The sequence below is a fragment of the Shewanella sp. 10N.286.52.E4 genome (assembly GCF_041468785.1).
GTDB lineage: Bacteria > Pseudomonadota > Gammaproteobacteria > Enterobacterales > Shewanellaceae > Shewanella > Shewanella electrodiphila.
Window position 1 is genome coordinate 152,126 of the sequence record NZ_JBFRJJ010000011.1, and the last position, 23,529, is coordinate 175,654.

The 23,529-nt window shown below is 40.0% G+C and carries 19 protein-coding genes and 1 tRNA gene; 14 read left to right on the plus strand and 6 right to left on the minus strand.

The window, feature by feature from the left end:
• Nucleotides 1–207 precede the first annotated feature (207 nt).
• Nucleotides 208–2,781 (plus strand): hypothetical protein, encoded by a 2,574-nt coding sequence (locus AB4153_RS06690; protein WP_371996800.1) that lies wholly within the window; start codon nt 208–210, stop codon nt 2,779–2,781.
• Between the two features lie 112 nt (nt 2,782–2,893).
• Here the strand turns inward: AB4153_RS06690 and astB are convergent, their stop codons facing one another.
• Nucleotides 2,894–4,228 (minus strand): N-succinylarginine dihydrolase, encoded by a 1,335-nt coding sequence (astB, locus tag AB4153_RS06695; RefSeq protein WP_102528352.1) that lies wholly within the window; start codon nt 4,226–4,228, stop codon nt 2,894–2,896.
• A 358-nt stretch (nt 4,229–4,586) separates the two neighbouring features.
• Here astB and topA point away from each other — a divergent pair, with 358 nt between their 5' ends.
• Nucleotides 4,587–7,250 (plus strand): type I DNA topoisomerase, encoded by a 2,664-nt coding sequence (gene topA, locus AB4153_RS06700; RefSeq protein WP_102528353.1) that lies wholly within the window; start codon nt 4,587–4,589, stop codon nt 7,248–7,250.
• 300 nt (nt 7,251–7,550) lie between these two features.
• On the opposite strand, the gene AB4153_RS06705 is transcribed toward topA, so the two are convergent.
• Entirely contained in the window at nt 7,551–8,336 is a 786-nt protein-coding gene (locus AB4153_RS06705) for a hypothetical protein (RefSeq protein ID WP_102528354.1), read from the minus strand.
• A 354-nt stretch (nt 8,337–8,690) separates the two neighbouring features.
• Between AB4153_RS06705 and cysB the strand changes: the two genes are divergently transcribed.
• The gene (gene cysB / locus AB4153_RS06710; RefSeq protein ID WP_102528355.1) at nt 8,691–9,665 is read left to right on the plus strand and encodes an HTH-type transcriptional regulator CysB; all 975 of its coding nucleotides are present in this window, start codon (nt 8,691–8,693) and stop codon (nt 9,663–9,665) included.
• Nucleotides 9,666–9,747: 82 nt separating this feature from the next.
• Here the strand turns inward: cysB and purN are convergent, their stop codons facing one another.
• Together purN and purM are read right to left on the minus strand one after the other, a co-directional pair.
• Nucleotides 9,748–10,392 (minus strand): phosphoribosylglycinamide formyltransferase, encoded by a 645-nt coding sequence (gene purN / locus AB4153_RS06715; RefSeq protein WP_102528356.1) that lies wholly within the window; start codon nt 10,390–10,392, stop codon nt 9,748–9,750.
• The gene (gene purM, locus AB4153_RS06720; RefSeq protein ID WP_102528357.1) at nt 10,393–11,430 is read right to left on the minus strand and encodes a phosphoribosylformylglycinamidine cyclo-ligase; all 1,038 of its coding nucleotides are present in this window, start codon (nt 11,428–11,430) and stop codon (nt 10,393–10,395) included.
• A 241-nt stretch (nt 11,431–11,671) separates the two neighbouring features.
• Between purM and upp the strand changes: the two genes are divergently transcribed.
• Nucleotides 11,672–12,298 carry a uracil phosphoribosyltransferase gene (gene upp / locus AB4153_RS06725; RefSeq protein ID WP_102528358.1) on the plus strand — a complete coding sequence of 209 codons (627 nt, stop codon included), beginning with the start codon at nt 11,672–11,674 and terminating at the stop codon, nt 12,296–12,298.
• Nucleotides 12,299–12,401: 103 nt separating this feature from the next.
• Here the strand turns inward: upp and AB4153_RS06730 are convergent, their stop codons facing one another.
• Nucleotides 12,402–13,721, minus strand: coding sequence for a Na+/H+ antiporter family protein (locus AB4153_RS06730; RefSeq protein WP_102528359.1), 1,320 nt, complete (start codon nt 13,719–13,721; stop codon nt 12,402–12,404).
• A 415-nt stretch (nt 13,722–14,136) separates the two neighbouring features.
• Between AB4153_RS06730 and AB4153_RS06735 the strand changes: the two genes are divergently transcribed.
• A complete protein-coding gene (locus AB4153_RS06735; protein WP_102528360.1) occupies nt 14,137–14,742 on the plus strand; it encodes a peroxiredoxin in 606 nt (201 codons plus the stop codon).
• Nucleotides 14,743–14,804: 62 nt separating this feature from the next.
• Here the strand turns inward: AB4153_RS06735 and rnt are convergent, their stop codons facing one another.
• Nucleotides 14,805–15,482: a ribonuclease T gene (gene rnt, locus AB4153_RS06740; protein WP_102528361.1), complete on the minus strand. Its 678-nt coding sequence runs from the start codon at nt 15,480–15,482 to the stop codon at nt 14,805–14,807.
• A gap of 138 nt (nt 15,483–15,620) precedes the next feature.
• Here rnt and AB4153_RS06745 point away from each other — a divergent pair, with 138 nt between their 5' ends.
• The 9 genes from AB4153_RS06745 (at nt 15,621) to AB4153_RS06785 (ending at nt 23,482) form a co-directional block, all read left to right on the plus strand.
• Complete coding sequence (locus AB4153_RS06745; protein WP_102528362.1) at nt 15,621–16,490, plus strand: OmpA family protein; 870 nt, start codon at nt 15,621–15,623, stop codon at nt 16,488–16,490.
• Nucleotides 16,491–18,045: 1,555 nt separating this feature from the next.
• Nucleotides 18,046–18,447 carry a tol-pal system-associated acyl-CoA thioesterase gene (gene ybgC, locus AB4153_RS06750; protein WP_102528363.1) on the plus strand — a complete coding sequence of 134 codons (402 nt, stop codon included), beginning with the start codon at nt 18,046–18,048 and terminating at the stop codon, nt 18,445–18,447.
• Entirely contained in the window at nt 18,437–19,126 is a 690-nt protein-coding gene (gene tolQ, locus AB4153_RS06755; protein ID WP_102528364.1) for a protein TolQ, read from the plus strand. Before ybgC ends, tolQ begins: the two co-directional genes overlap by 11 nt.
• Complete coding sequence (gene tolR, locus AB4153_RS06760) at nt 19,126–19,551, plus strand: protein TolR (RefSeq protein WP_102528365.1); 426 nt, start codon at nt 19,126–19,128, stop codon at nt 19,549–19,551. Before tolQ ends, tolR begins: the two co-directional genes overlap by 1 nt.
• A gap of 4 nt (nt 19,552–19,555) precedes the next feature.
• Nucleotides 19,556–20,491 carry a cell envelope integrity protein TolA gene (tolA, locus tag AB4153_RS06765; protein ID WP_371996802.1) on the plus strand — a complete coding sequence of 312 codons (936 nt, stop codon included), beginning with the start codon at nt 19,556–19,558 and terminating at the stop codon, nt 20,489–20,491.
• A 9-nt stretch (nt 20,492–20,500) separates the two neighbouring features.
• Nucleotides 20,501–21,829, plus strand: a complete 1,329-nt coding sequence (gene tolB / locus AB4153_RS06770) for a Tol-Pal system beta propeller repeat protein TolB (RefSeq protein ID WP_102528367.1) — start codon at nt 20,501–20,503, stop codon at nt 21,827–21,829.
• Between the two features lie 19 nt (nt 21,830–21,848).
• Nucleotides 21,849–22,400, plus strand: coding sequence for a peptidoglycan-associated lipoprotein Pal (pal, locus tag AB4153_RS06775; protein WP_229368306.1), 552 nt, complete (start codon nt 21,849–21,851; stop codon nt 22,398–22,400).
• Nucleotides 22,401–22,463: 63 nt separating this feature from the next.
• Nucleotides 22,464–23,189, plus strand: a complete 726-nt coding sequence (gene ybgF / locus AB4153_RS06780) for a tol-pal system protein YbgF (RefSeq protein WP_102528369.1) — start codon at nt 22,464–22,466, stop codon at nt 23,187–23,189.
• 217 nt (nt 23,190–23,406) lie between these two features.
• A tRNA-Lys gene (locus AB4153_RS06785) sits at nt 23,407–23,482 on the plus strand.
• Nucleotides 23,483–23,529: the final 47 nt, after the last annotated feature.

Genomic DNA, 23,529 nt, shown 5'->3' on the forward strand with positions numbered 1-23,529 from the left:
GATTTTTGATGATTTATATTTTTTATCTTTTAAAGCGTAGCAGGAAAATAAATCTTATGAAACGGCATAAAAGTTAAAGTTTTTAAGGAAAAATGCCGAAGAAAACAGTAGAGTAACAAAAAAGTTGCCAGAATTTTGTGTAATATGGCGAGATAAGTAACTATTATAAATCTTAAGTACGATTTTAATGTAACAGGGAGACTGACAATGAGGTCAGCACAAAGACTATTTTTAGCGCTTTTAAGTTCAATTTTTCTTTTTGCTTGTAGTGGTGGGGGAAGCATTTCTGATGATGGTGGAGGAGGGACCGATCCAGTAGAAGTTATCAGCATAACACTAACATCATCTGTTGAGAATGTTGATGCTACAACTGGCACTCTTTTAACTGCCACAGTGACCAGCTCGACTGAGGGAGCTGTTTCTGGAGAATTAGTTACATTTGAATTAAATAATGCTGATTTAGGCTCGTTTGATGTTTCGACTGCAACAGCGGTTACCAATTCAGATGGTGTCGCAACGATTAATTTATTTTCAGCTGAAATAGCAGGTTCGGGCTCAGTGACTGCAAGTATCGAATCTGGTGAAGCTGGTACAGTAGCATTTACCATGGTTGGCGATGGTGGTGAAGCTGGCGGTGGAGCTCAAGTGTCATTGAAACTCTTTAATGCAGCAGGTGAAGAAGTTGACACGATCAGTACATTAGTTCCAGGGGTACTAGTTGCGACAGTTACTGGCATTAATAAGCCTACTATCGTTTCTTTCAGTACAGAGATTGGTGATTTACCGATCACTTCAGCTGTAACTAATGATGAGAACAAGGCCTCTGTAGATATTTATGCGGGTAGTTCTTTAGGCGCTGGTACTGTAACAGCTTCTCTGGATACTGGAGAGAAAGGTGAGACAATTATTGTTGTAGGCGCAACAAATGTTGTCATGGGAAGCGGCTCACCATTTGTTAGCGGTGTCGCAGAAGTCAGTACTACTGATTTATCAGCAGGTGGAACAGCAACGGTTTCTGTTTTGATCCAAGATGAGGCTGGAAATCCATTCAACCAACCCATTGATGTTAACTTTTCTTCTACTTGTGCAACTAAAAGCCCTGCTCAAGCTGAGTTAAGTTCTCCTGTTTCATCATCTAATGGTGTTGCAACATCAACCTATCTTGCTCAAGGCTGTGTAGGTGAAGATCAAATTAATGTAACTGCCAATGCGGGCGGCATTAGTTTATCAGCAGTAGCAACTATCAATGTATTGCAATCAGATATCGGTAGTATTGTCTTTGTTTCAGCAGAACCTGAAAATATTGGTATTTTAGGAACTGGTGGCATCGAGTCTTCAGTTGTTAAGTTTCAAGTATTAGATAAAAACAGTAACGTTGTTGCTAATCAGGCGGTAAACTTTTCATTAAATACAGTGGTAGGCGGTATATCTATTGCTCCAATTACCGCGACTACAAACAACGATGGCATTGTCCAAACTGTAGTGACAACTGGTACGGTTGCAACATCAGTTCGAGTAACTGGAACAATTCAAGGCTCATCACCTGTTATCGCCAGTCAATCAAGTCAGTTAGTTGTGTCAACAGGTATACCTGATCAAGACAGTTTCTCATTATCTTCAACTATTCGTAATGCAGAAGGTTGGAATTATGAAGGTGCAAAAGTTGAAGTGACAGCCAGAATGGCTGATGCATTCAATAACCCAGTACCTGATGGAACGACGGTGTCATTTACTACTGAAGGTGGTTCTATTGAAGACGCATGCCAAACTATCAATGGCGCATGTTCTGTTATGTGGACTTCACAATTACCAAGACCAGAAGGTAAAAGTTTTTACGATGCTTTAGGAAATCAAATACTAAGTCCAATTCAAAACCTTAAGTGTTATAAGTTAACCGACAAGTCAGAAGACCCTACCTGTGAAGAAGACAATATTGTCTATGGTAATTACTACGGTCAGCCATATGGTGGTCGTGCCACTATTACTGCTACAGCAATTGGTGAAGAGTCTTTCCCTGATTTAAATGGTAATGGTCGTTTTGATGCTGATGAAATGAATGAGTTTTTAAACGGTACAGATGTGACTGGTGAAAAATTTGATTTAGATGATGCATTTAATGATTACAACGAAGATACGGTATTTAACCCACAAGCTGCAGACTCATTAAAAGGTCTTGATGGTGGTGCGCTTGAAGAGCTAATAGACTTTAATGTGAATACAGTCTTTGATACTGCTGATGGGCTTTATAATGGTGTACTTTGTTCAGATCCTGTTCATGCTGGTTGTGCAGATGGTGTGAGTGATTCGAAATCCTTGTTCGTAAGACGTAGTATTGTGATTGTAATGTCGGGAAGTACAGCTGTTGCAACTTTACCTGAAGAAATACTAATTGTAGATGAAGACTACGGGTTAGACGAAAATGGAAATACGATTGTTGTTGATAGATCACACTCGGCTGTTCAAAGTGATGGGGATGGTGAAATAGTTCCATATCCAATTCAGATAATTGGTAAAGGTTCCGCATCAGTAGCGTTTACGCTGTCTGATTTACATAATCAGCAATTACCTGCAGGTACTACTGTGACTTTTGCGGCATCAGCTGGTTCTGTTACAAGTACTTCTACCATCACTTGGCCAAGTTCTAACCATAATGGAGGTAGAAACTTTGCTGTTTCATTAAAAGGTGAGGATGAACCTAATTCTGGCGTTTTCTCTGTAACCACAGAAACTCCTCAGGGAGTTCTTACAGAAGTGTTCGCGATTGGTATTAATATCTTGTAGTTAATACCTTGATGAATTCAATAATTAAAAATGCCGCTCAATGAGCGGCATTTTTATTTCTAGATATTTAGTTCATCAAATTATTAATGATTATCTGTTAAAACTATCGATATTACTTTTGGAACTGATAAACACTACCAAGTTTCAAGATTTGAGTGAGTTCATCCAATGCTGTACGTGATTCAATAATAAGTTGTGGATCTGCTAAATCTTTTACTTCTAAGCTGTCACGGTAATGCTTATCTACCCAAACATTGAGTTTATTGAATAACGCATCATTCATAAGTGTATGTTGATTTACTGCTGATACTTCTAACTCACTCATAGCAACACGTAGACGTAAACATGCTGGGCCGCCACCATTTTGCATGCTTTGCTTTACATCATAATATTGAACTTGTTTGATAGGAGTGCCTAACGTGACTAATTCATTTAGGTAGGCAAATACTGCAGGGTTTTCTTGGCAGTTAGTTGGGGCAATGATTGCCATTTCGCCATTGGGTAGGGTGATAATTTGGGTATTAAATAAGTAGCTCTTAACGGCATCATTTATCGAGACTTGTTCAGTAGAAACTTTAACAAAGTGAACATCAGCATTCATTTTGCGGCGAATTTCTTCAAATTTCGCATCAGTATTTAAAAAAGCCTGTTCGTGATAGAACAACACATTTTGGTTACCTACTGAAATAACATCGTTATGGAAAACACCTTGATCGATTACATGAGGGTTTTGTTGGATAAAAACACTGCTTTCGTCATCTAACTGATGCAAACGTGCAACAGCTTGCGATGCTTCTAATGTTTGTCTAGCTGGAAACTTTGTTGGTTTTATCGCATTCGGATTTGTGGCTTCTTGGCCGTATACAAATAACTCAACACCTGAATGACCGTAATCATTACACAGGCGAGTATGATTAGCCGCGCCTTCATCACCAAAACTTGCGTGTTCTGGTAAATGTTGATGATGTTTGAAGAAACGCTCGTCTTTAAAAGTCGCTTTGAGGATATTACCAGTAGTGATAGGTTCAATACTGCGGTGTAACTTGTCGACTAAGTTTGCAGGTGTGAAGTGAACTTTGCCATCACGAGTATCAGCACTAGGAGACACTGTCGCTGCATTTGCGGTCCACATAGATGATGCACTACAACATGCATTAAGTAACGCAGGAGCATGCTTAGCGGCTTGATTAAGCACCTCAGCATCAGAACCTGAGAACCCCATACGACGAAGTGAATATAAATCTGGGCGTTCTTGAGGAGCTAAAACACCTTGAATCATGCCTAAGTCAGCAAGAGATTTGGCTTTTTTCAGTCCCTGTTTGGCAGCTGACTTTGGATTTGAAGCTTGCGCAGCGTTGCTATATGAGGCTACATTACCAAAAGATAACCCTGCATAATTATGGGTTGGTCCGACAAGTCCATCAAAGTTCGCTTCGAAGTGCTTCATTTATTATCCTTAAATTTATTTATTATTGTTATAAAAATTGTTGTGAAAATGAGTTCATTTGCTGCTAGGCAATGCAAGAATACAGCCAGTATACTGATGAAATAGGCCTTAACAAGCGGTGACTTTGGTCGCAAAAATCGAAAAAGTGACTAAACATGCACAACTTTTACTTGCTAGACCATAAATAATGAAATATTACTTTTAATTAACGCAATATTATTTTTTGTCATTTTTTATAATTGATTAAAAAATGGCTCGCTGGGCACATAATAGAGGTATTTACTTGAAACATTCGTCTCAACACTCTATATATGGAACCAATTTAATCTATCAGAGACTTTTTGGCGCAAATTAAACTATGGGTAAATCGCTAGTTATTGTCGAATCGCCGGCCAAAGCCAAGACTATTAATAAATACCTTGGTAAAGAATTCATCGTTAAATCGAGTGTAGGGCACATCCGTGATTTGCCTACATCATCATCGCCTGACAGCAAGGTTGCGACTAAAACCCCTGCTGAAGTTAGGAAAATGGCCCCTGAAGAAAAAGCCAAGTACAAGCTACAACGCGATAAACGCGCATTAGTAGCCCGTATGGGGATTAATCCTGAAAAAGGCTGGGCAGCCAAATATCAAATATTACCTGGCAAAGAAAAAGTCGTTAAAGAATTAAAAGCACTTGCAGAAAATGCTGACCATATCTATCTCGCAACCGATTTGGATAGAGAGGGAGAGGCAATTGCTTGGCATCTACAAGAAATCATTGGTGGTGACGAATCTCGTTATCAACGTGTTGTCTTTAATGAAATTACCAAGTCAGCTATTCAAGATGCATTTAGTGAACCATCAGTACTAGATACTAATATGGTGAATGCTCAACAAGCGCGTCGATTCCTCGACCGTGTTGTGGGCTTCATGGTATCTCCGTTACTTTGGAAAAAAGTAGCGCGTGGTTTATCAGCAGGTCGTGTGCAATCAGTTGCTGTGCGACTAGTGGTAGAACGTGAAGGCGAAATTAAAGCTTTTGTTCCTGAAGAATTTTGGGATGTTCATGCCGATTTAGCCACACCTGAGCAGCACAAGTTAAAAATGCAAGTGGCTAAGTTTCAGTCGGCCGCTTTCAGCCCGATTAATGAAGCGCAAGCACAAGTTGCACTTGATGCATTGAAAGATGCGAAGTTTGTTGTCACAGGTCGTGATGATAAAGCCACTTCAAGTAAACCTTCAGCTCCATACATTACTTCTACTTTGCAACAAGCTGCGAGTACGCGTCTTGGTTTTGGTGTTAAGAAGACCATGATGATGGCGCAACGTTTGTATGAAGCGGGTCATATTACTTATATGCGTACCGATTCAACAAACTTGAGTAAAGAAGCCGTTGAAGGCGTGCGAGATATGATTGGTTCTGAGTTCGGTAAGAAGTATTTACCTGAACAGCCACTTCGTTATGGAAGTAAAGAAGGCGCTCAAGAGGCGCATGAGGCTATCAGACCGTCGAACGTCATCGTTCAGTCAGCATCTCTAACTGATATGGAAAGAGACGCTCAGCGTCTTTATGAGTTGATTTGGCGTCAATTCGTCGCCTGTCAAATGATGCCAGCTAAATATGATGCGACGCGTTTAACTGTGACTGCAGGCGAATACGAGCTTAAAGCGAGTGGTCGTACGCTGCGATTTGATGGTTGGACGAAAGTTCAGCCGCCAATGGGCAAGAAAAACGAAGAAGACAATACGCTGCCAGCACTAGATAAAGGCGATGTATTAGATCTTAAAGATTTATTGCCAAAGCAACACTTTACTAAGCCGCCAGCACGATTTAGTGAAGCGTCTTTAGTTAAAGAGCTTGAAAAGCGTGGTATTGGTCGTCCATCAACGTATGCAACGATTATTTCGACGATTCAAGATCGTGGTTATGTCAAAGTTGAAAACCGTCGTTTCTTTGCTGAAAAAATGGGTGAAATTGTCAGTGACCGCTTAGTCGAAAGTTTCAGTGACATTATGAACTTTGACTTTACTGCGAGCATGGAGCAAACACTCGATGACGTTGCGCAAGGTAAGTTGGAGTGGAAAACTGTTCTTGATGGTTTCTACGGTGATTTAACTAAGCAACTAAAAAATGCTGAACTAGATCCTGAAGAAGGCGGTATGCGTCTTAACGAGATGGTACTAGCTGAAGATATCAAGTGTCCGACTTGTGGTCGCCCAATGGGGATCCGTACAGGCACAACAGGTGTATTCTTAGGCTGTTCAGGTTATGCATTGCCGCCAAAAGAGCGCTGTAAAACCACCATGAACTTAACGCCTGGTGAAGAGGCTGTTAGCGATAACGAAGATGCTGAAACTGATGCATTACGTGCAAAACATCGTTGTGGCAAATGCGGCACAGCAATGGACAGCTATTTAATCGATGAATCTCGTAAGTTACATGTTTGTGGTAACAACCCGACATGTGAAGGTTATGAGATTGAAGCTGGTCAGTTCAAAATTAAAGGCTATGAAGGACCAATCATTGAGTGCGATAAGTGCGGCAATGATATGGAACTTAAAAATGGTCGTTTCGGTAAGTATTTTGGTTGCACTAATACTGAGTGTAAGAATACCCGTAAACTGCTGAGAAGCGGAGAAGCGGCGCCACCGAAAGAAGACCCAATTTTCTTACCAGATTTAAAATGTACTAAATCAGATGCGCACTTTGTATTGCGTGATGGCGCTGCAGGTATTTTCCTTGCTGCAAGTACGTTCCCTAAATCTCGCGAGACAAGAGCGCCTTTAGTTGAAGAACTTGTTACTTACCGTGACCAATTATGGCCAAAGTACCAATTCTTAGCTGACGCGCCTGTTACTGATGATAATGGTAACAAAGCCGCTGTTAAGTTTAGCCGAAAAACTAAGGAGCAATACGTTGCGACTGAAGTTGATGGCAAGGCAACAGGTTGGTCTTCGAAGTTTATCGGTGGTAAGTGGGTAAGCGAATCGACAAAGAAAAAACCTGCTAAAAAAGCGGCTAAGAAAAAAGCCTCTTAATTTATCTGAACTGAAGCTAGTTTAGTTAGCATTTTAAAATGGGACCTTTGGGTCCCATTTTTTGTACTTAAGATTTCAGCGAATTTTGTATGTCAATGTAGGAAACTGTACTAGAAGTAAACATAGCACTAGGGATTGAGGAGTGCGCTTTATAAGCTAGAAGTAGAGTGTTTGGCTACATATGTATTCAATTTGAGAAACCTAGTTAATGTAAGTTCTTGCGTAGCTCAACAAGCTTTTAATTTACGCAATAAAAAAGCCTCTTTCGAGGCTTTTTTAAATGAATAATGGATGCTGCTATTACCACTTCTTTTTAGGCTGAAACAGCATATCGATATCGTCTTCATCCTCTTTAGGCGCTTTAGCAATATCTGGGTTCAGTTGTTTTTGCTGAGAATTAATTTCTTCTAATAACTCTTTTGCCTCATCCACTTTGCGGCTAATAAATGGGTCGTTAGGTGTTTTAGCTTTAATGGCTTGCAATGTTGCCAATGCTTTTGACACCATTTGTTTAGAAGAACCAAACTGTTTAAGTGAGTTAGCGGCGCGAGAACGCGAAAGCATCGACTCGACGTTAATACGTAGTTGGTAGCTATCAATTCGATTTTCAGCTTCACCGAAGACTTGTGGGTCCAGCTTACCTTTGTTGTTCTCAGCTCGAATAATCGCCTTAAGCTTTTTAAGCATTTGCACTAGTTCTAAAATTTGTTTGTCATTGTCAGGCAAACGAAAATTTTCAATAGCTAATGCTTGAGATGGACTAGAACTGAGTGTCGTTATTTGGTTTTGAATATCAGCTAAGCGTCGTTGATAGTCAGCTTGTTGCGGCTGGTTTTCTAGGTGAGTTAACGACAATTCCAGTGCTTCATTGATTCGCTTGTAAAGCACTAAAATAACGCTGCTGGGAAATGATGCTAATCCTGTGTTAGATAAAACAGCTTCAGTTTCGTTGATGATTGCTCTATGGCGCTTTAATTCCATTCTGCGTTCAGCTTCAGCGCGTTCTTTTTGTTGCTGAATAACACTGATACCAATGATCAGGATAAAAAGTGCACCTAACAGGATCAATACCAAGGTAAAGGTCATATGGTTTCCGTTCAATAATTAATAGCAGAGTGGTTGAGTACCACTTTTATCTTATTTGTAGTTATATCTTAGCGCAAGACACAGCGAGTGTCGTAAAAAAGTTATTCAATTTGTTAAGAATTACTATAACTTTGGACTGAGTCCGCAAGGTTACCATTAGAGCCTTAGAACATGCAAAATTCTCAATCTCTTTATTACTGTTTGCATTAATATTTTAGATCGTATATAACATTTAGCTATAACGAGTCTTTTTATAAACAGTTTTAGTTCTATAATTTGTAAATTGATTAGTTTTATTAGAAGTCTTAAAAAACCAAATTCAAACTCTGTTTGGCATAAAGTAAAGGTCGTAGCATGAAATTACAGCAACTAAGATATATTGCAGAAGTGGTAAAACACAATTTGAATGTCTCAGCTACGGCTGAAGACCTTTACACTTCGCAACCTGGGATCAGTAAACAGGTTCGAATGCTTGAAGATGAACTTGGCATTCAAATCTTTGGTCGTAGCGGTAAGCACTTAACTCATGTCACACCCGCTGGCCAATTAGTGATTGATATTTCAAACGATATTTTAGGCAAAGTTGAAAGCATAAAAAAAGTCTCAGAAGAATATACTCAGCCAAATCAAGGTGAGTTGAATATTGCTACAACTGATACCCAAGCTCGTTACGCTTTGCCACAAGTAATTAAGCCTTTCATTAAACGCTACCCAAAAGTTAATTTACACATGCACCAAGGAACGCCTTCGCAAATTAGTGAACAAGCAGCCCGTGGTGATGCTGACTTTGCGATTGCCACTGAAGCGATGCACTTGTATTCCGATTTGATTATGCTGCCGTGTTATCACTGGAATCGCTCTATAGTCGTTACACGCGATCACCCTTTGGCCAATCGTAAAACGTTAACTATTGAAGATTTAGCTGAGTTTCCATTAGTCACTTATGTGTTCGGTTTTGATAAAGCTTCTGAAATTGAAAAATCATTCAAAAAAGCTGAACTTGAACCAAGAGTGGTATTCAGCGCCACGAGTGCCGACGTGTTAAAAACTTATGTTAGATTAGGGCTGGGTGTTGGCGTGATAGCATCGATGGCAATCGATCCTGTGATAGATAAAGATTTAGTGGCAATTGATGCAAGACATTTGTTTGCTCACAGTACAACAAAAATTGGTTTTAGACGTGGTAGTTTCTTACGTAGTTATATGTATGACTTCATGTATAACTTCGCGCCACATTTAACTCGTGATGTGGTTGAAAAAGCGGTGGCACTACGTGACCAACAATTAATCGATGAAATGTTCGCAGGGATGGACTTACCTGTTAGGTAAGCATTTTAAAAAGCCAAATATCAAATAATAAAAAATCTCGCATTTGCGAGATTTTTTGTTTGTGGCTTTATTCTAAATCGATTTAATCAGGCGCATAGCCATGAATACCAATCAATTGGTCGTCAAGATAGGCTTGATTTTCTAACATTTTAAGTCGATTTAAACTAAACCATTTAACCACAAGAGGGTAAATAGCATGCTCTTGCTCATGAACACGGCTAGATAATGTTTCTACAGTGTCGTCTTCATAAACTGGTACTTTAGCCTGTAAAATTACAGGTCCAGCATCCAGTTCTGGAATAACAAAGTGAACACTTGCACCATGTTCTTTATCTTTTGCATCTAGTGCTCTTTGATGAGTATGTAAACCAGCATATTTAGGCAATAAAGAAGGGTGGATGTTCACCATCTGCCCAATATATTGACTAACAAATTCATCAGATAAAATACGCATAAATCCAGCAAGCACAATTAAATCAGGTTGATACTGTTCAATGGCTTGCTGTAAGCGAGAGTCGTACTGCTGACGGCTTTCATCCTTGCGAGCGATAACACAACTAGTATTGATTTCAGCGTGATGAGCACGGACGAGTCCGTAGGCATCAGGCTTGTTACTGATAACGCCAACAACTTCAGCGTCTACGTTATCATCGCAACCATCAATAATGGCTTGTAAGTTACTACCGTTACCCGAAATAAGAACGAGAACGCGACAGCATACAGGCATCTAGTTAATCTCCACTTGCTCTTCGTCACCTTGACGATTTGCAATTTCGCCGATTAACCAAGCATTTTCGCCTTCAGCTGTTAGCAGTGCTAATGCTGATTCTACTTTTTCAGCAGGAAGGGCGATAATCATGCCGACACCACAGTTAAAGGTGCGGTACATTTCGAATTGTTCGATGTTACCGTTTTCCATTAACCAGTCGAAGACAACGGGCCACTGCCAAGAGTCACCTTTGACTACCGCTTTACAGTCATCTGGCAATACGCGTGGGATGTTTTCCCAGAACCCGCCGCCAGTGATGTGCGCCATTGCATGAACTTCAGTTTGTTCAAGCAGCTTAAGTAAAGGCTTAACATAAATTTTAGTCGGTTCTAATAAGTGTTCGATTAGTGGCTTACCAGCGAGATCTTGTTGTGGATCCGCTTTGCTCACTTCTAATACCTTACGTACTAAAGAGTAACCGTTTGAATGAGGACCTGTAGAGCCTAAAGCGATCAATGCATCGCCAGACTTAACTTTTGTGCCGTCGATGATTGCTTCTTTTTCAGCAACACCAACACAAAAGCCTGCTAAATCATAGTCTTCACCTTCATACATGCCTGGCATTTCAGCAGTTTCACCACCGATTAATGCACAGCCTGATTGGTGACAACCTTCAGCAATACCGTTGACAACAGAAGTTGCCGTTTCTACATCTAACTTGCCTGTTGCGTAGTAATCTAGGAAGAACAAAGGTTCTGCACCAGATACGATTAGGTCATTTACACACATAGCAACTAAATCAACACCAACAGTGTCATGCTTTTTGTAATCAATGGCTAAACGTAACTTGGTTCCAACACCGTCAGTACCTGAAACTAATACTGGGTGTTTGTACTTCGTTGGTAATTCGCAAAGAGCGCCAAAACCACCTAGGTTGCCCATGACTTCAGGACGGTGAGTGCGTTTTACCGCAGATTTAATGTTATTGACTAATGCATTACCAGCATCGATATCAACGCCAGCGTCTTTATAGCTAAGTGGTGTAGGAGTGCTCACGGAGGATCCTCTAAGGTACATCGTTTTATGGGATTTTATGCGGCGCTATTCTATCAGCTTGTGATAGGCGTCGAAAGTCATGTTTCAGGTTTATCCGATTATGAAAACAGTTTTCTGTAATGGTTTTAGCTGTTTAGCGTGAGATTGGCTGCAATTATGAAACTTTATGTTTTATAAAGAGAATAAATAAACTAGAATTTGAACAATTTGCGAAAAATATCTCATCATTAGGAGTGCAAAAATGAAAGTCGTTGAAGTAAAACATCCGTTAATTCGTCATAAAGTAGGGTTAATGCGTGAAGCTGAAATCAGTACTAAGCGTTTTCGTGAGTTGGCTACAGAAGTAGGCAGCTTATTAACGTACGAAGCAACTGCAGACTTTGAAACAGAAACCGTCACTATTAATGGCTGGAATGGCCCTGTTGAGATTGAACAGATCAAAGGTAAAAAAGTTACTGTAGTACCTATTCTTCGTGCAGGACTTGGCATGATGGATGGCGTCCTTGAGCATATGCCTAGCGCTAAAATCTCGGTTGTGGGTATTTACCGCGACGAAGAAACGTTAGAACCTGTGCCTTACTTCGATAAGTTAGTAAGCAATGTAGATGAGCGTGTAGCGATTGTAGTTGACCCAATGCTTGCAACTGGCGGTTCAATGATTGCCACTATCGACTTATTGAAAAAACGTGGCTGCGTATCAATTAAAGCACTTGTGTTAGTTGCAGCCCCTGAAGGAATTAAAGCATTAGAAGCGGCGCATCCTGATATCGAACTATTCACTGCATCTATTGATGACTGCTTAAACGAGCAAGGTTATATTTTACCGGGCTTAGGTGATGCAGGTGATAAGATTTTTGGTACTAAGTAATTCAGAGTGTTAAATCACTCTACTTATTAAGAAGTTTGATTTAATAACTAAAAAAGGAGCCATATGGCTCCTTTTTTATTGGGTGTTGTTAATTTTTAATCGACTACAGCACCATGGCTGCAATCCAACCAAAACCGATTAGCGGAATGTTGTAGTGAATAAAGGTCGGGATAACACTGTCACGAATATGATCGTGCTGGCCGTCAGCATTAAGGCCGGCTGTTGGTCCTAAGGTTGAATCTGACGCTGGTGAGCCTGCATCACCCAATGCTGCAGCTGTTCCCACTAATGCAATAGTTGCCGCCACAGAGAAACCGAAGGTTAATGCTAAAGGTACATAAATCGTGGCAATAATAGGAATGGTTGAGAAAGACGAGCCAATCCCCATGGTAATCAACAAACCAACAACCAACATTAGTAATGCGGCTAAGGCTTTGTTGTCACCAATGATGTCACCAAGCGAGGTGACTAAAGTACTGACTTCACCGGTTGATTTAACCACAGCAGCAAAACCTGCAGCTGCAATCATAATGAAGCCAATGTTGGCCATCATTAATACACCTTGGTTGAACATATCTTGTCTTACATCTGGCTTAATGATGCCTGAGAAGCGGAAGATGATAAAACCGGTTAGTGCACCAAAAATCATTGAATCTGTTTGTAGCTGAACCACTAAGGTAGCCAAAATTGCAATTAAAGAAATGATGATGGTCTTTTTATTAATGCCTACCACTTCTTGCTCTACTGTAATATCAGTGGCTTTATAAACGCGCGGCTTACGGTAGGTAATAAATACTGCAGTAAGTAGACCAGTTATCATACCTAATGCAGGCAGTAACATAGCCGCTGGGATTTGTTCTTTAACCGCATCTAGACCGTTGTTGTTTAAATTGGCAAGTAAGATGTCATTTAAGAAAATGCCACCAAAGCCAACTGGTAGAATCATATAAGTTGTAACAAGGCCAAAAGTGATAATACACGCAACCAGACGTCTATCTATTTGTAGCTTGCTTAATACATGCAGTAATGGCGGTATTAAAATTGGGATGAATGCGATATGAATCGGTAAAATATTTTGAGAACTTATGGCCATCAACAATATTGATGCAAGTAATAACCAGCGCACTACTAGAGTATTTGTGCTGTTTGGCTCTTTACCTACTTTTTTAATGATGTTGTGCGATATCAAGGTCGTTAAACCAGAATGTGATAAAGCGGCTGCAAACGCGCCAAGTAAGGCGTAACTTAACGCAATTTGTGCTCCGCCTCCAAGACCGTCATTAAAAGCTGCGATTGTCTGATGGATATCTAAGCCTCCAACGAGACCTGCAACAAGTGCACTTACAGTAAGCGCGATGACAACATTCACACGCATGAGACTTAATGCAAGCATTAAGGTGACAGCAATTACGACCGCATTCATATTAATTTATTCTTATTAAGTTTTGTTATTTGGTAGACATAGTGAAGTTATTCTTGTCTGTATCAAAGGCCATGTCCAGTTTATCTCTAATGAGTTTACAAAAAGTGTAGGCATGTAAGGAGGTTTTTTCATTGATGTAACAAGGCCTGTCACTATGTTGAAATTAATCTTTTGTCTCTGGCCAATATCGTTCTGGCGTGTTTTTTCAGCATGTAAACCAAATTTCATCTTAAAAGACTTATTTCTTTAAGCAATTAGGGGTAAGGTATACCGCAAATATGCAAGGTACATTTTTTTATCAGGCAAAAGCAAATGTGTGAGCAACCTCGCATAATGCTTTTGTTTGGGTATAATGCTACTCAGTTTAACAGGCATTGTTTTTAAGTTTTTTTCAATCCATAGATGGAGATATAAAATGAGCGTATTAGTAGGCCGTCCGGCCCCAGATTTTACTGCCGCAGCGGTTCTTGGTACTGGTGAAATCGTTGATAGTTTCAATCTATCTACCGCGATTAAAGGTAAGTCAGCAGTTGTTTTCTTCTACCCACTAGATTTCACTTTTGTGTGTCCTTCAGAGTTGATTGCATTTGATCATCGTATTGAAGAGTTCACTAAACGTGGCGTTGAAGTTATCGGTGTTTCAATCGATTCTCAGTTCTCGCATCACGCTTGGAGAAATACTGCTGTAGATAAAGGCGGTATCGGTGAAGTTAACTACACATTAGTTGCTGACGTTAAGCACGAAATTTGTAAAGCATACGATGTTGAGCATCCAGAAGCTGGTGTTGCTTTCCGTGCATCTTTCTTAATCGACAAAGAAGGCCAAGTTCGTCACCAAGTAGTGAACGACTTACCATTAGGTCGTAACGTTGATGAAATGCTACGTATGATTGACGCGCTACAATTCCACGAAGAGCACGGTGAAGTTTGTCCTGCTGGTTGGGAAAAAGGCGATAAAGGTATGACTGCAACAACTGAAGGTGTTGCTTCTTACTTAAAAGACAATTCTGACAAGCTTTAATAGCGATAGTTAGAAATCAAAAAAGCTGCCTAGGCAGCTTTTTTTGTGTCTTTAGATTGTGATTAGCTTTCTGAGTCTTCTTTTACTTCAACTTCGTCAGCTTCTTCACTCACCATTGGCCAGCCACCCAATGTTTTCCATTTATTGACGATATAACAGAATAATTCAGCGGTACGCTCGGTATCGTATAAAGCTGAGTGAGCTTCTTTATTATCGAAATCTATACCTGCCATTTTACATGCCTTAGCAAGTACAGTATGTCCGATAGCGAGACCTGCTAACGTTGCGGTATCGAAAGTGGCGAAAGGGTGAAACGGAGAACGTTTCAAATCATTTCGCTCAATCGCTTTATTTATAAAGCCAATATCGAATGCTGCGTTATGCGCAACGATGATACAGCGGTGGCAATCAGCGGCTTTTTGAGCCTTTTTGACATTTTTGAAGATTTCTAGGAATGCTTGTTTTTCATCAACCGCACCGCGTAATGGGTTAGTTGGATCAATGCCATTAAATGCTAATGCTTCAGGCTCAAGGTTTGCCCCTTCAAATGGCTCAATATGAAAGTGCTGGGTTTTATCTAACTCGATAAAGCCATCGGCATTCATTTTAAGGGTGGTGACCGCTATTTCTAGCAACGCATCAGTTGCGGCATTGAATCCTGCTGTTTCGACATCGATAACAACTGGAAAGTAGCCTCTAAAGCGGTGTTTGAATTTGTTTGCGTCGCAGATATCGCTCATTAAAAACCTCATTCTCTAATATGTCGGCTATTATGCTAAAACTGTGGCCAAGTGTCATGTTTGATTGTGTGATTTCTCTGCTAAAGAATAATAAAACTATGCCGATATAGAATTGTGACCATCAAACAGGGTGTTTTTATGTGGCGTAAAGCAATTCTTTTATCGAGCTTAGGCTTTGTATGTTCAGCACAAGCTGATCTACAACACTATGTTGCGTCTCTAGACGACTCAATGTGGCGCATCAGCCAAAACAGCCCAATTGAATGCCGCTTAGAGCATGATATTCCTGATTATGGTAAGGCTGTGTTTACGAGTCGAGCAGGTAAAGACTTAAACCTTAACTTTACCCTCGATATGTGGAACAAGCCTGATCAAGTGACAAATGCTGAATTAATCAGCAAAGCGCCTCAATGGCGTCCAGGGGTTAATGAGAAAGCTATTACCAAACTTAAGTATCAAAAGCAGTTTAATGGTGAAGTACCTAAACAAGCAGCTTGGTCTATGCTGTCTGAGCTAAGTAAAGGTATGCAACCGACGTTTTACTATGCTGATTGGTATAATCAAAATGATAAAGTCGCTGTCGGCTTGTCGGCTGCAAATTTTGGTGGTCAATACAGACAATTTCGTTCATGCCTATCAACCTTATTACCTTATGGTTTTGATGATATCGCTTTTACCGTGTTAAATTACGAGGAAGGCGGAACTAACTTAACCCGTTTTTCTAAACAGCAACTTAATCGTGTCCAAGAGTACTTATCCTATGACTCTGATGTTGAATTAATCTTTGTTGATGCATATACAGATAGTTATGGTGGACGCTCAATAAACCAAAGAGTATCTGAGCGTCGTGCAGACTCTGTTGCCGACTTACTCGTTGCCAGCGGCATTGAAGAAAGCCGTATTCATAAAACAGGCCATGGCGAAAGGCGACATGTCGCTTCAAATAACCTTGTTGAAGAAAGAGCGCGAAATCGCCGTGTTGTGATAAAAATATCAAAAAGCATTTAATCTTGCTGGCGAGATTTGGCTGATTTATTATTTGAAAGTTCCCCAAGTCACTTTACTTAAAAAAAAATATAAAATATCTACGTATTGATCATGGTTTAGCAAACCCAGCTAAGCCATTTTCTATGCCTATCAAAAAGTGATTATTTGAGATTTTGTAAATGCTAAATTTTAGATAAAAAAAAGCCCGCTTAAAATAAGCGGGCCAAACAATTTGTATTCACAAATTCAAGGAAGGAAGTCAAGCATAAGAACCAGGGATAAGATGAGGTATTGGGGTACATCATCTTGGAGTTCTTGGTTTTCAATAACTAAATTAGCTATGTCCTGAAAACAAGATGCATATTAGAGATTTTACTCTAGTCTGACAAACTAGAAAAATTTCAGTTTATCATTAGTAAAACTAATATAACTTTTAAAGGGGGTTTTTACCGTAATCACATTAAAGTGTTCAAAATGGAATAAAATAAACTTTATAAGCGTACTGAGTGCATATTTAGTCGAATTCTGCCTTTTTAGCTATGATATACAATTGTTAAATCTCAGCATGCCAAGCATGATTGATAATATTTTTTGATATTTAATTTACTTTAAAAGCCTGTGTAATTAGGGGCGTTGGTTGAAATGGTGATAGAGATCACTAATTGATTAGGCTGTTCAATATTGGATAAGTTATCAAAGCGAATAATGTCAGTTCGTTTTGACTGTTTAACAATGAATTTGCTTACTAAATATTCAGTTGCCGTTAATTCTTGATTCAGAGGGCTGATTTTATCTGTGTTGGTAGCATCGCTATTTACGAGGAAGCACGAGTTTATTATCGATAAAAGCAATAAATTAACTTATCCAAACTGATATTCTATATATCCAAAGCTAGGTACATACAAAGTTACTTCTACTCCAAGCGACTTACACGCAGAGTTGCTTATATTCGAAGCTTGTTAAATAGAATGCTTCTTAAATAGAATGCTTCTTAAATAGAAAGCTTCTTAAAGAAAGCTTCTTAAAGAAAGCTACTTAAAGAAAGCGACTTAAATACAAAGCGACTTTAAAAAAGCTACTTTCAATATAAGTATAGAGAACTCGAAGCTGATTTTGCTAAATACCAATATTGATTACGTCACCTGAAAGCTCAAGCTTGCTGGAACCCCCAGTTTCTAATGTATGAAAACCTGTATAAATCGCCATCGAAAACATGGTCTAAAGATCTGCCTTGTTGTCATGATTAGTATTTATAAGTATACCCATGGATATTTGGGTGGGCTGAATGGCGCAGGAGATTGAGATAGAGCGATAGATTAATTAATGTGTTGCTGATAATTTGTCCATTCTTGAATCAAGCTTGCTTCAATATAAGTTAATAGAATGTAAATATATCAAGGGTTAACATTAAAGTTTCTTCATTTCTTACGCTTATGCCTGCAAAAGGGGTTTTTTAATGGCAAATTAAGCATCGAACCATAAAATAAAGCCTGCTTTACCCAGTCATTTTGTTCACAAGCGTTGTGGTACTCGGTATAGTAAGCCATCTTTTATTACGCAAAATTCACAATCGCTTATTATGTTTACATGGCCTATTTCTATTTATTATGAAGACACCGATGCTGGTGGGGTAGTTTATCATTCTAACTACTTAAATTTCTTTGAACGTGCCCGTACAGAGTGGCTTAAGTCCATGGGAATCGTACAAAGTAAACTGTTAGCAGAGGATATTGCTTTTGTTGTTAAGCATGCTGAATTAGATTTTCGTATTGCAGCAAGGTTTGAACAGAACTTATTTGTTGAGTCTAAGGTCATAGAATTGAAAAAAGCCTCTTTGGTATTTAAGCAGCGTTTGCTTGATGATAAAGGCGACTGTTATTGTGAAGGCACTATTATTGTCGCTTGTATCGCGTTATCACGTATGCGACCAAGAGCTATCCCATTAAATATTGTGCAGGAGTTTAATCGTGCAAGCTGAAATTTCTTTTATCGGTCTTTTTTTAGAGGCAAGTGTTCTCGTTAAGTTAGTGATGCTAACTTTATTATGCTTATCTATCGCCTCATGGGCTGTGATTATTCAGCGCCGCAAGTTACTTAATAGTGCACGCGCTAAATCAGTGAAGTTTGAAGATACATTTTGGTCTGGTGTAGATTTAAATAAATTGTATAAAGAATTGTCAGCTAGAAATGAAGGGGTTTCAGGTCTTGAAGCTTTATTTGTCGCAGGCTTTAAAGAGTATTCTCGTTTAAGTCAGGCTAATAGTAAGTCACCCGAAGCTGTCATGGACGGAACAACGCGCGCTATGCGAGTGAGTTTATCCCGTGAAGTTGAGCGCTTAGAAACTCACCTTCCTTTACTCGCTACCATTGGTTCTACTAGCCCATACATTGGCTTGTTTGGAACAGTATGGGGCATCATGAACTCATTCATTGCACTTGGCGCTGTTGAAAATGCGACTTTAACAATGGTTGCTCCAGGTATTGCTGAAGCTTTGATTGCGACAGCCATGGGCTTGTTTGCTGCTATTCCTGCAGTAATTGGTTATAACCGTTTCTCTACACAAGTTGAAAAGATTGAAATGGCACACGTTAACTTTATGGAAGAGTTCTCTAACATATTGCAACGCCAAGCCTACAGTGAGAAGGAAGCGGTGTAATGTATCAACGTAAGCGCCGTCGTCCGGTCGCCGAAATCAATGTTGTACCTTATATTGATGTCATGTTGGTGCTGCTGATCATATTTATGGTTACCGCGCCTATTGTTTCTCAAGGTGTCAAAGTTGAATTACCTCAAGGTGAAGCAGAGCCTTTGCCTGCTGAAAGTAAGCCACCGATTGTCGCGTCGATAGACGAATTTGGTGAGTACTTCTTAAATGTGGGCAGTGGCTCAAATGACGATCCACTTTCATTGGATGAAATATCAATTCAAGTTGGGGCAATGATATTGCTTGAACCTGAAAGGCCTGTGGTTGTTAAAGCAGATCGCCGAATTCCATATGAAAATGTGATTCAGTTAATGGTCAGCTTGCAAGGCGCAGGTGTGCCAGCTGTTGGCTTAATGACTGATTCACCTAAGGAGTAATTTAGTGACTGCTAAATCTAAATTAACCTTACCCATTACCATTTCTGCTGGTGTTCATGTCGGTGTGATTGTGGCGTTAGCATTAGGCATTAGCTTTGATGATAAACCAAAGCATTTACCACAAGCACAGCAATCTGAGCCAATAGTGCAAGCAGTGGTGGTTGATCAGCAACGTATTAACGAACATGCGGAAAAATTGAAGAAGCAACGCGCTGATGCTCAGCAATTGGAGCGAGAGCGTCAAGCAGAGCTAGATAGACAAGCCCGCAAAGCGAAAGATGAAGTACGTAAAGAGCAAGAGCGTATTAAACAGCTTGAAAATCAGCGAAAGTTAAAAGAGCAAGAAACACTCAAAGCTAATAACGCAGCCAAAGCAGCCAAGCTTAAAGAAACAGAAGAAAAAGCTAAGGCACAAAAAGCTGCAGATTTACGTAAAAAGCAAGAAGCTGAACGTCAAGCTGCTGAGAAAAAAGCCGCTGAAAAACGTAAAGCGGAAGAAGCTGCTGCGGCTAAAAAACGTGAAGATGAGCGTAAACGTAAAGAAGAAGCTGAAAGAAAGCGTAAGGCTGAAGAAGCGGAACGTGCTCGTCAAGAGCGTGAAATGGCGGAAGCGATGGCTGCCGAGCAAGTGGCGGTATCAGCTGCTCGTAGCAGACAGGTTGTAAGTGAAGTCAATAAATATACCGCTATGATTACATCTGCGATACAGCGACGATTAATTGTTGATGAGTCAATGCGAGGAAAAAGTTGCGTAGTCAATGTTCGCTTGGCTAAAGATGGCTTTGTTACTTCGAGTAAAACTGTAAGCGGTGATCCTGTGGTTTGCCGTGCGGCGAAGGCTGCAATTAACAACGCTGGACGTTTACCGGTTTCTTCTGAACCAGATGTCTATGAAAAAATGAAAGAAATTAATTTAACCGTATCACCGGAATTTAATTAAAGGAGTCACATGAAGATTTTGGCAAAATGGTTAACGATATTGGTACTTTTCACCAGTACTACCGCTAACGCAGCATTAGATATTGTTATTACTGAAGGGGTTGACGCCGCAAGACCCATCGCGATTATGCCTTTTGTTTGGCAGGGAACAGGGCCAGCACCAGAGCAGATCAGTGATGTCGTGAATAGCGATTTAGCTAGAAGTGGTACTTTTAGCCCACTTGATGCACGTGGGTTACCACAGGCCAATATTAGTACTGTTAAAGAGTTTGTTGCGACAGGTTGGGGCGATACTGAATCAGAAGCGTTATTAGTCGGCTCGATAAAACCATATGGTACTAATCAATATTTAGTTAGCTTCGATCTGATTGATTTAGTGAAAGCTCAACTGCAAACTGATAAAGGTCCAATGCCATCAAGCGATTTATTGCTGGAAAGTCGTGAAACTGTCATTAGTGAAGCACAGTTTAGACAATATGGTCACCGTATCAGCGACATCGTTTATGAGAAACTCACAGGCATTCGTGGTGCTTTCTTAAGTCGAGTTGCTTACGTTGTTGTCAAACAAGGTGAAAAATCACCATATCATTTGATGATTTCTGATTATGACGGGTATAACGAGCAAATGTTGCTACGTTCTCCTGAACCTTTAATGTCACCTGCTTGGTCACCTGATGGCCGTCGTTTAGCTTATGTGAGTTTTGAAAACCGTAAAGCGGAAATTTTTGTTCAGGATATTTATACCCAAGAGCGAGTAAAAGTTAGCTCTCATAATGGCATTAATGGTGCACCTAGCTTTTCTCCAGATGGTAAAAAACTTGCTGTTACCTTATCTAAAGATGGTCAGCCAGAAATCTATGTTATTGATATTGCCACGAGAGCATTAAAACGTGTGACTAATCATTATGCCATTGATACCGAAGCTTCTTGGATGCCTGATGGTCAATCGCTAATTTTTACGTCTGAACGTGGCGGCAAACCACAAATATATCAAGTAAAATTAAGCACAGGTAAAATATCACGCGTCACATTTGAAGGAGAGTGGAACCTAGGTGGTACTATTACTCCAGATGGTCGTAGTATGATTTTTGTTAACCGTACTAATGGTAAATACAATATTGCGAGAATGGATCTTAAAACTCGCTTTATGCAAGTGCTGACTTCGACTCAACTTGATGAATCACCGAGTATTGCACCAAATGGAACCATGGTTATCTATGGTACTACTTACCGCGGTAAACAAGTGTTAGCAGCGGTATCTATGGATGGACGATTTAAAGCAAGACTACCAGCGGGCCAAGGCGAAGTGAAATCGCCTGCCTGGTCTCCATTTCTATAAAATTAATTAAGGATTACCCATGAATCTGAATAAGTTGTTTAAAGCTATGTTAGTTGTTGTACCTGTTATGGCATTAGGTGCATGTAGCACAACTTCAGAATCTGAAACTGACGCGAGTGGCTCTACAAGTGGTACTACTACCACGACAACTGGCGGTGAATATGGTTCTGGTGGTGTTGAAACTGGTGGCGTTGCACCTATTTTAACCCCTGAAGAGCAGCAACGTGTTGAGCAAGAAGAATTACGCGCTCAAAACATTATTTACTTTGACTTCGACCGCAGTGAAGTGCAAAGCGAAAATGCTGCAATTATCCAAGCACACGGTAACTACTTAGTTGAACACCCAAACGTTCGAGTACTTATTGAGGGTCATGCAGATGAGCGTGGTACGCCTGAGTACAACATCGCTTTAGGCGAGCGCCGTGCCAAAGCCATTGCTAAGTACTTACAAAGCATGGGCGTTCAAGCAAGCCAAATGAGCGTAGTGAGCTATGGTGAAGAAAAGCCATTAGATTTTTCTCGCTCAGAAAGTGGTTTTGCTAAAAACCGTCGTGGTGTTTTAGTTTATTAATAACGTTAAAAGAACTGACGTTTACGGAAGGCCAGCCTAGCTGGCCAGTTTAGGAGTTTATTGATGAAACATGCTGTTTTAGTTGCTGCAATGTTTGTAGCTGCAGGCGCCACAGCGGCACCAGCACCAGTACAAGATATTGCTAGTGGGTCAAATGATGATCGAATTTCTCGTTTAGAGCGTATTATTAAAGCGAAACAACAAACTGAATTTGAAGCACAACAACGTTTAGATGCATTACAACGTGAAGTTCTCGATTTGCGTGGCATTAATGAGCAGCAAGATTACCAAATTAGTCAAATGCTTCAACGTCAACGTCAGCTCTACGAAGAAATTGCCAATTTATCAGCAAGTGCAGCGTCAACAACAGTTACTGTTGCAGATTCAAGTGCAGGTTCTTCATCAAACTCGACGCTAGGTGAAACGGCAAGCTATGAGCAAGCGGTTAATTTAGTATTGAAAGAAAGAAAGTACGATGAAGCGATTCCTGCCTTCAGTGGTTTTATTAAACAATACCCAGATTCCACTTATGCAGCGAATGCTAATTATTGGCTTGGTCAGTTATTATTTAATAAAGGAACGTTTGCTGAAGCTAAGCAAGCTTTTGATACTGTAGTGACAAAATACCCTAATTCTAATAAGCGTGGTGATAGTTTAGTCAAGCTAGGCATGATCGCAGAGAAAGAAGGTGATAGTGCTACAGCAAAGACTTTCTATAACCGTGTATTAAAAGAATATGCCAATAGTGCCTCCGCTCGACTAGCACAACAACAACTGTCGGCTTTATAAGCCTAATTTAACTAAAAAACAGCCTCTTAGTTTATTTTTAGTGCAAACGGCAAAAAAACCATAAATTGCGCTTGCATGAGAAGATGAAAAAGGTATTATAGGCGCCCTCAGAACGGAGCGACGTTCTGGGGTCATTAAACAGGTTAGATTAACTTATTTTGATGACAGATTGATTGAACTCTATTTATAGTCTTCACTTAATCTAATTAACAAAGATGGGTCGTTAGCTCAGTTGGTAGAGCAGTTGGCTTTTAACCAATTGGTCGAAGGTTCGAATCCTTCACGACCCACCACTTTTCTGAAAGTGAGATTGCCAGTTTGGCTTTAATTCAGACGTAAT

Coding starts and splice junctions, on each gene's coding strand:
- tolB (WP_102528367.1), top strand. CDS start 20,501: ATGAAGATTTTGGCAAAATGGTTAACGATATTGGTACTTTTCACCAGT.
- purN (WP_102528356.1), bottom strand. CDS start 10,392: ATGCCTGTATGCTGTCGCGTTCTCGTTCTTATTTCGGGTAACGGTAGT.
- pal (WP_229368306.1), top strand. CDS start 21,849: ATGAATCTGAATAAGTTGTTTAAAGCTATGTTAGTTGTTGTACCTGTT.
- upp (WP_102528358.1), top strand. CDS start 11,672: ATGAAAGTCGTTGAAGTAAAACATCCGTTAATTCGTCATAAAGTAGGG.
- tolR (WP_102528365.1), top strand. CDS start 19,126: ATGTATCAACGTAAGCGCCGTCGTCCGGTCGCCGAAATCAATGTTGTA.
- AB4153_RS06705 (WP_102528354.1), bottom strand. CDS start 8,336: ATGACCTTTACCTTGGTATTGATCCTGTTAGGTGCACTTTTTATCCTG.
- ybgF (WP_102528369.1), top strand. CDS start 22,464: ATGAAACATGCTGTTTTAGTTGCTGCAATGTTTGTAGCTGCAGGCGCC.
- topA (WP_102528353.1), top strand. CDS start 4,587: ATGGGTAAATCGCTAGTTATTGTCGAATCGCCGGCCAAAGCCAAGACT.
- AB4153_RS06735 (WP_102528360.1), top strand. CDS start 14,137: ATGAGCGTATTAGTAGGCCGTCCGGCCCCAGATTTTACTGCCGCAGCG.
- AB4153_RS06745 (WP_102528362.1), top strand. CDS start 15,621: ATGTGGCGTAAAGCAATTCTTTTATCGAGCTTAGGCTTTGTATGTTCA.
- cysB (WP_102528355.1), top strand. CDS start 8,691: ATGAAATTACAGCAACTAAGATATATTGCAGAAGTGGTAAAACACAAT.
- rnt (WP_102528361.1), bottom strand. CDS start 15,482: ATGAGCGATATCTGCGACGCAAACAAATTCAAACACCGCTTTAGAGGC.
- AB4153_RS06690 (WP_371996800.1), top strand. CDS start 208: ATGAGGTCAGCACAAAGACTATTTTTAGCGCTTTTAAGTTCAATTTTT.
- AB4153_RS06730 (WP_102528359.1), bottom strand. CDS start 13,721: ATGAATGCGGTCGTAATTGCTGTCACCTTAATGCTTGCATTAAGTCTC.
- astB (WP_102528352.1), bottom strand. CDS start 4,228: ATGAAGCACTTCGAAGCGAACTTTGATGGACTTGTCGGACCAACCCAT.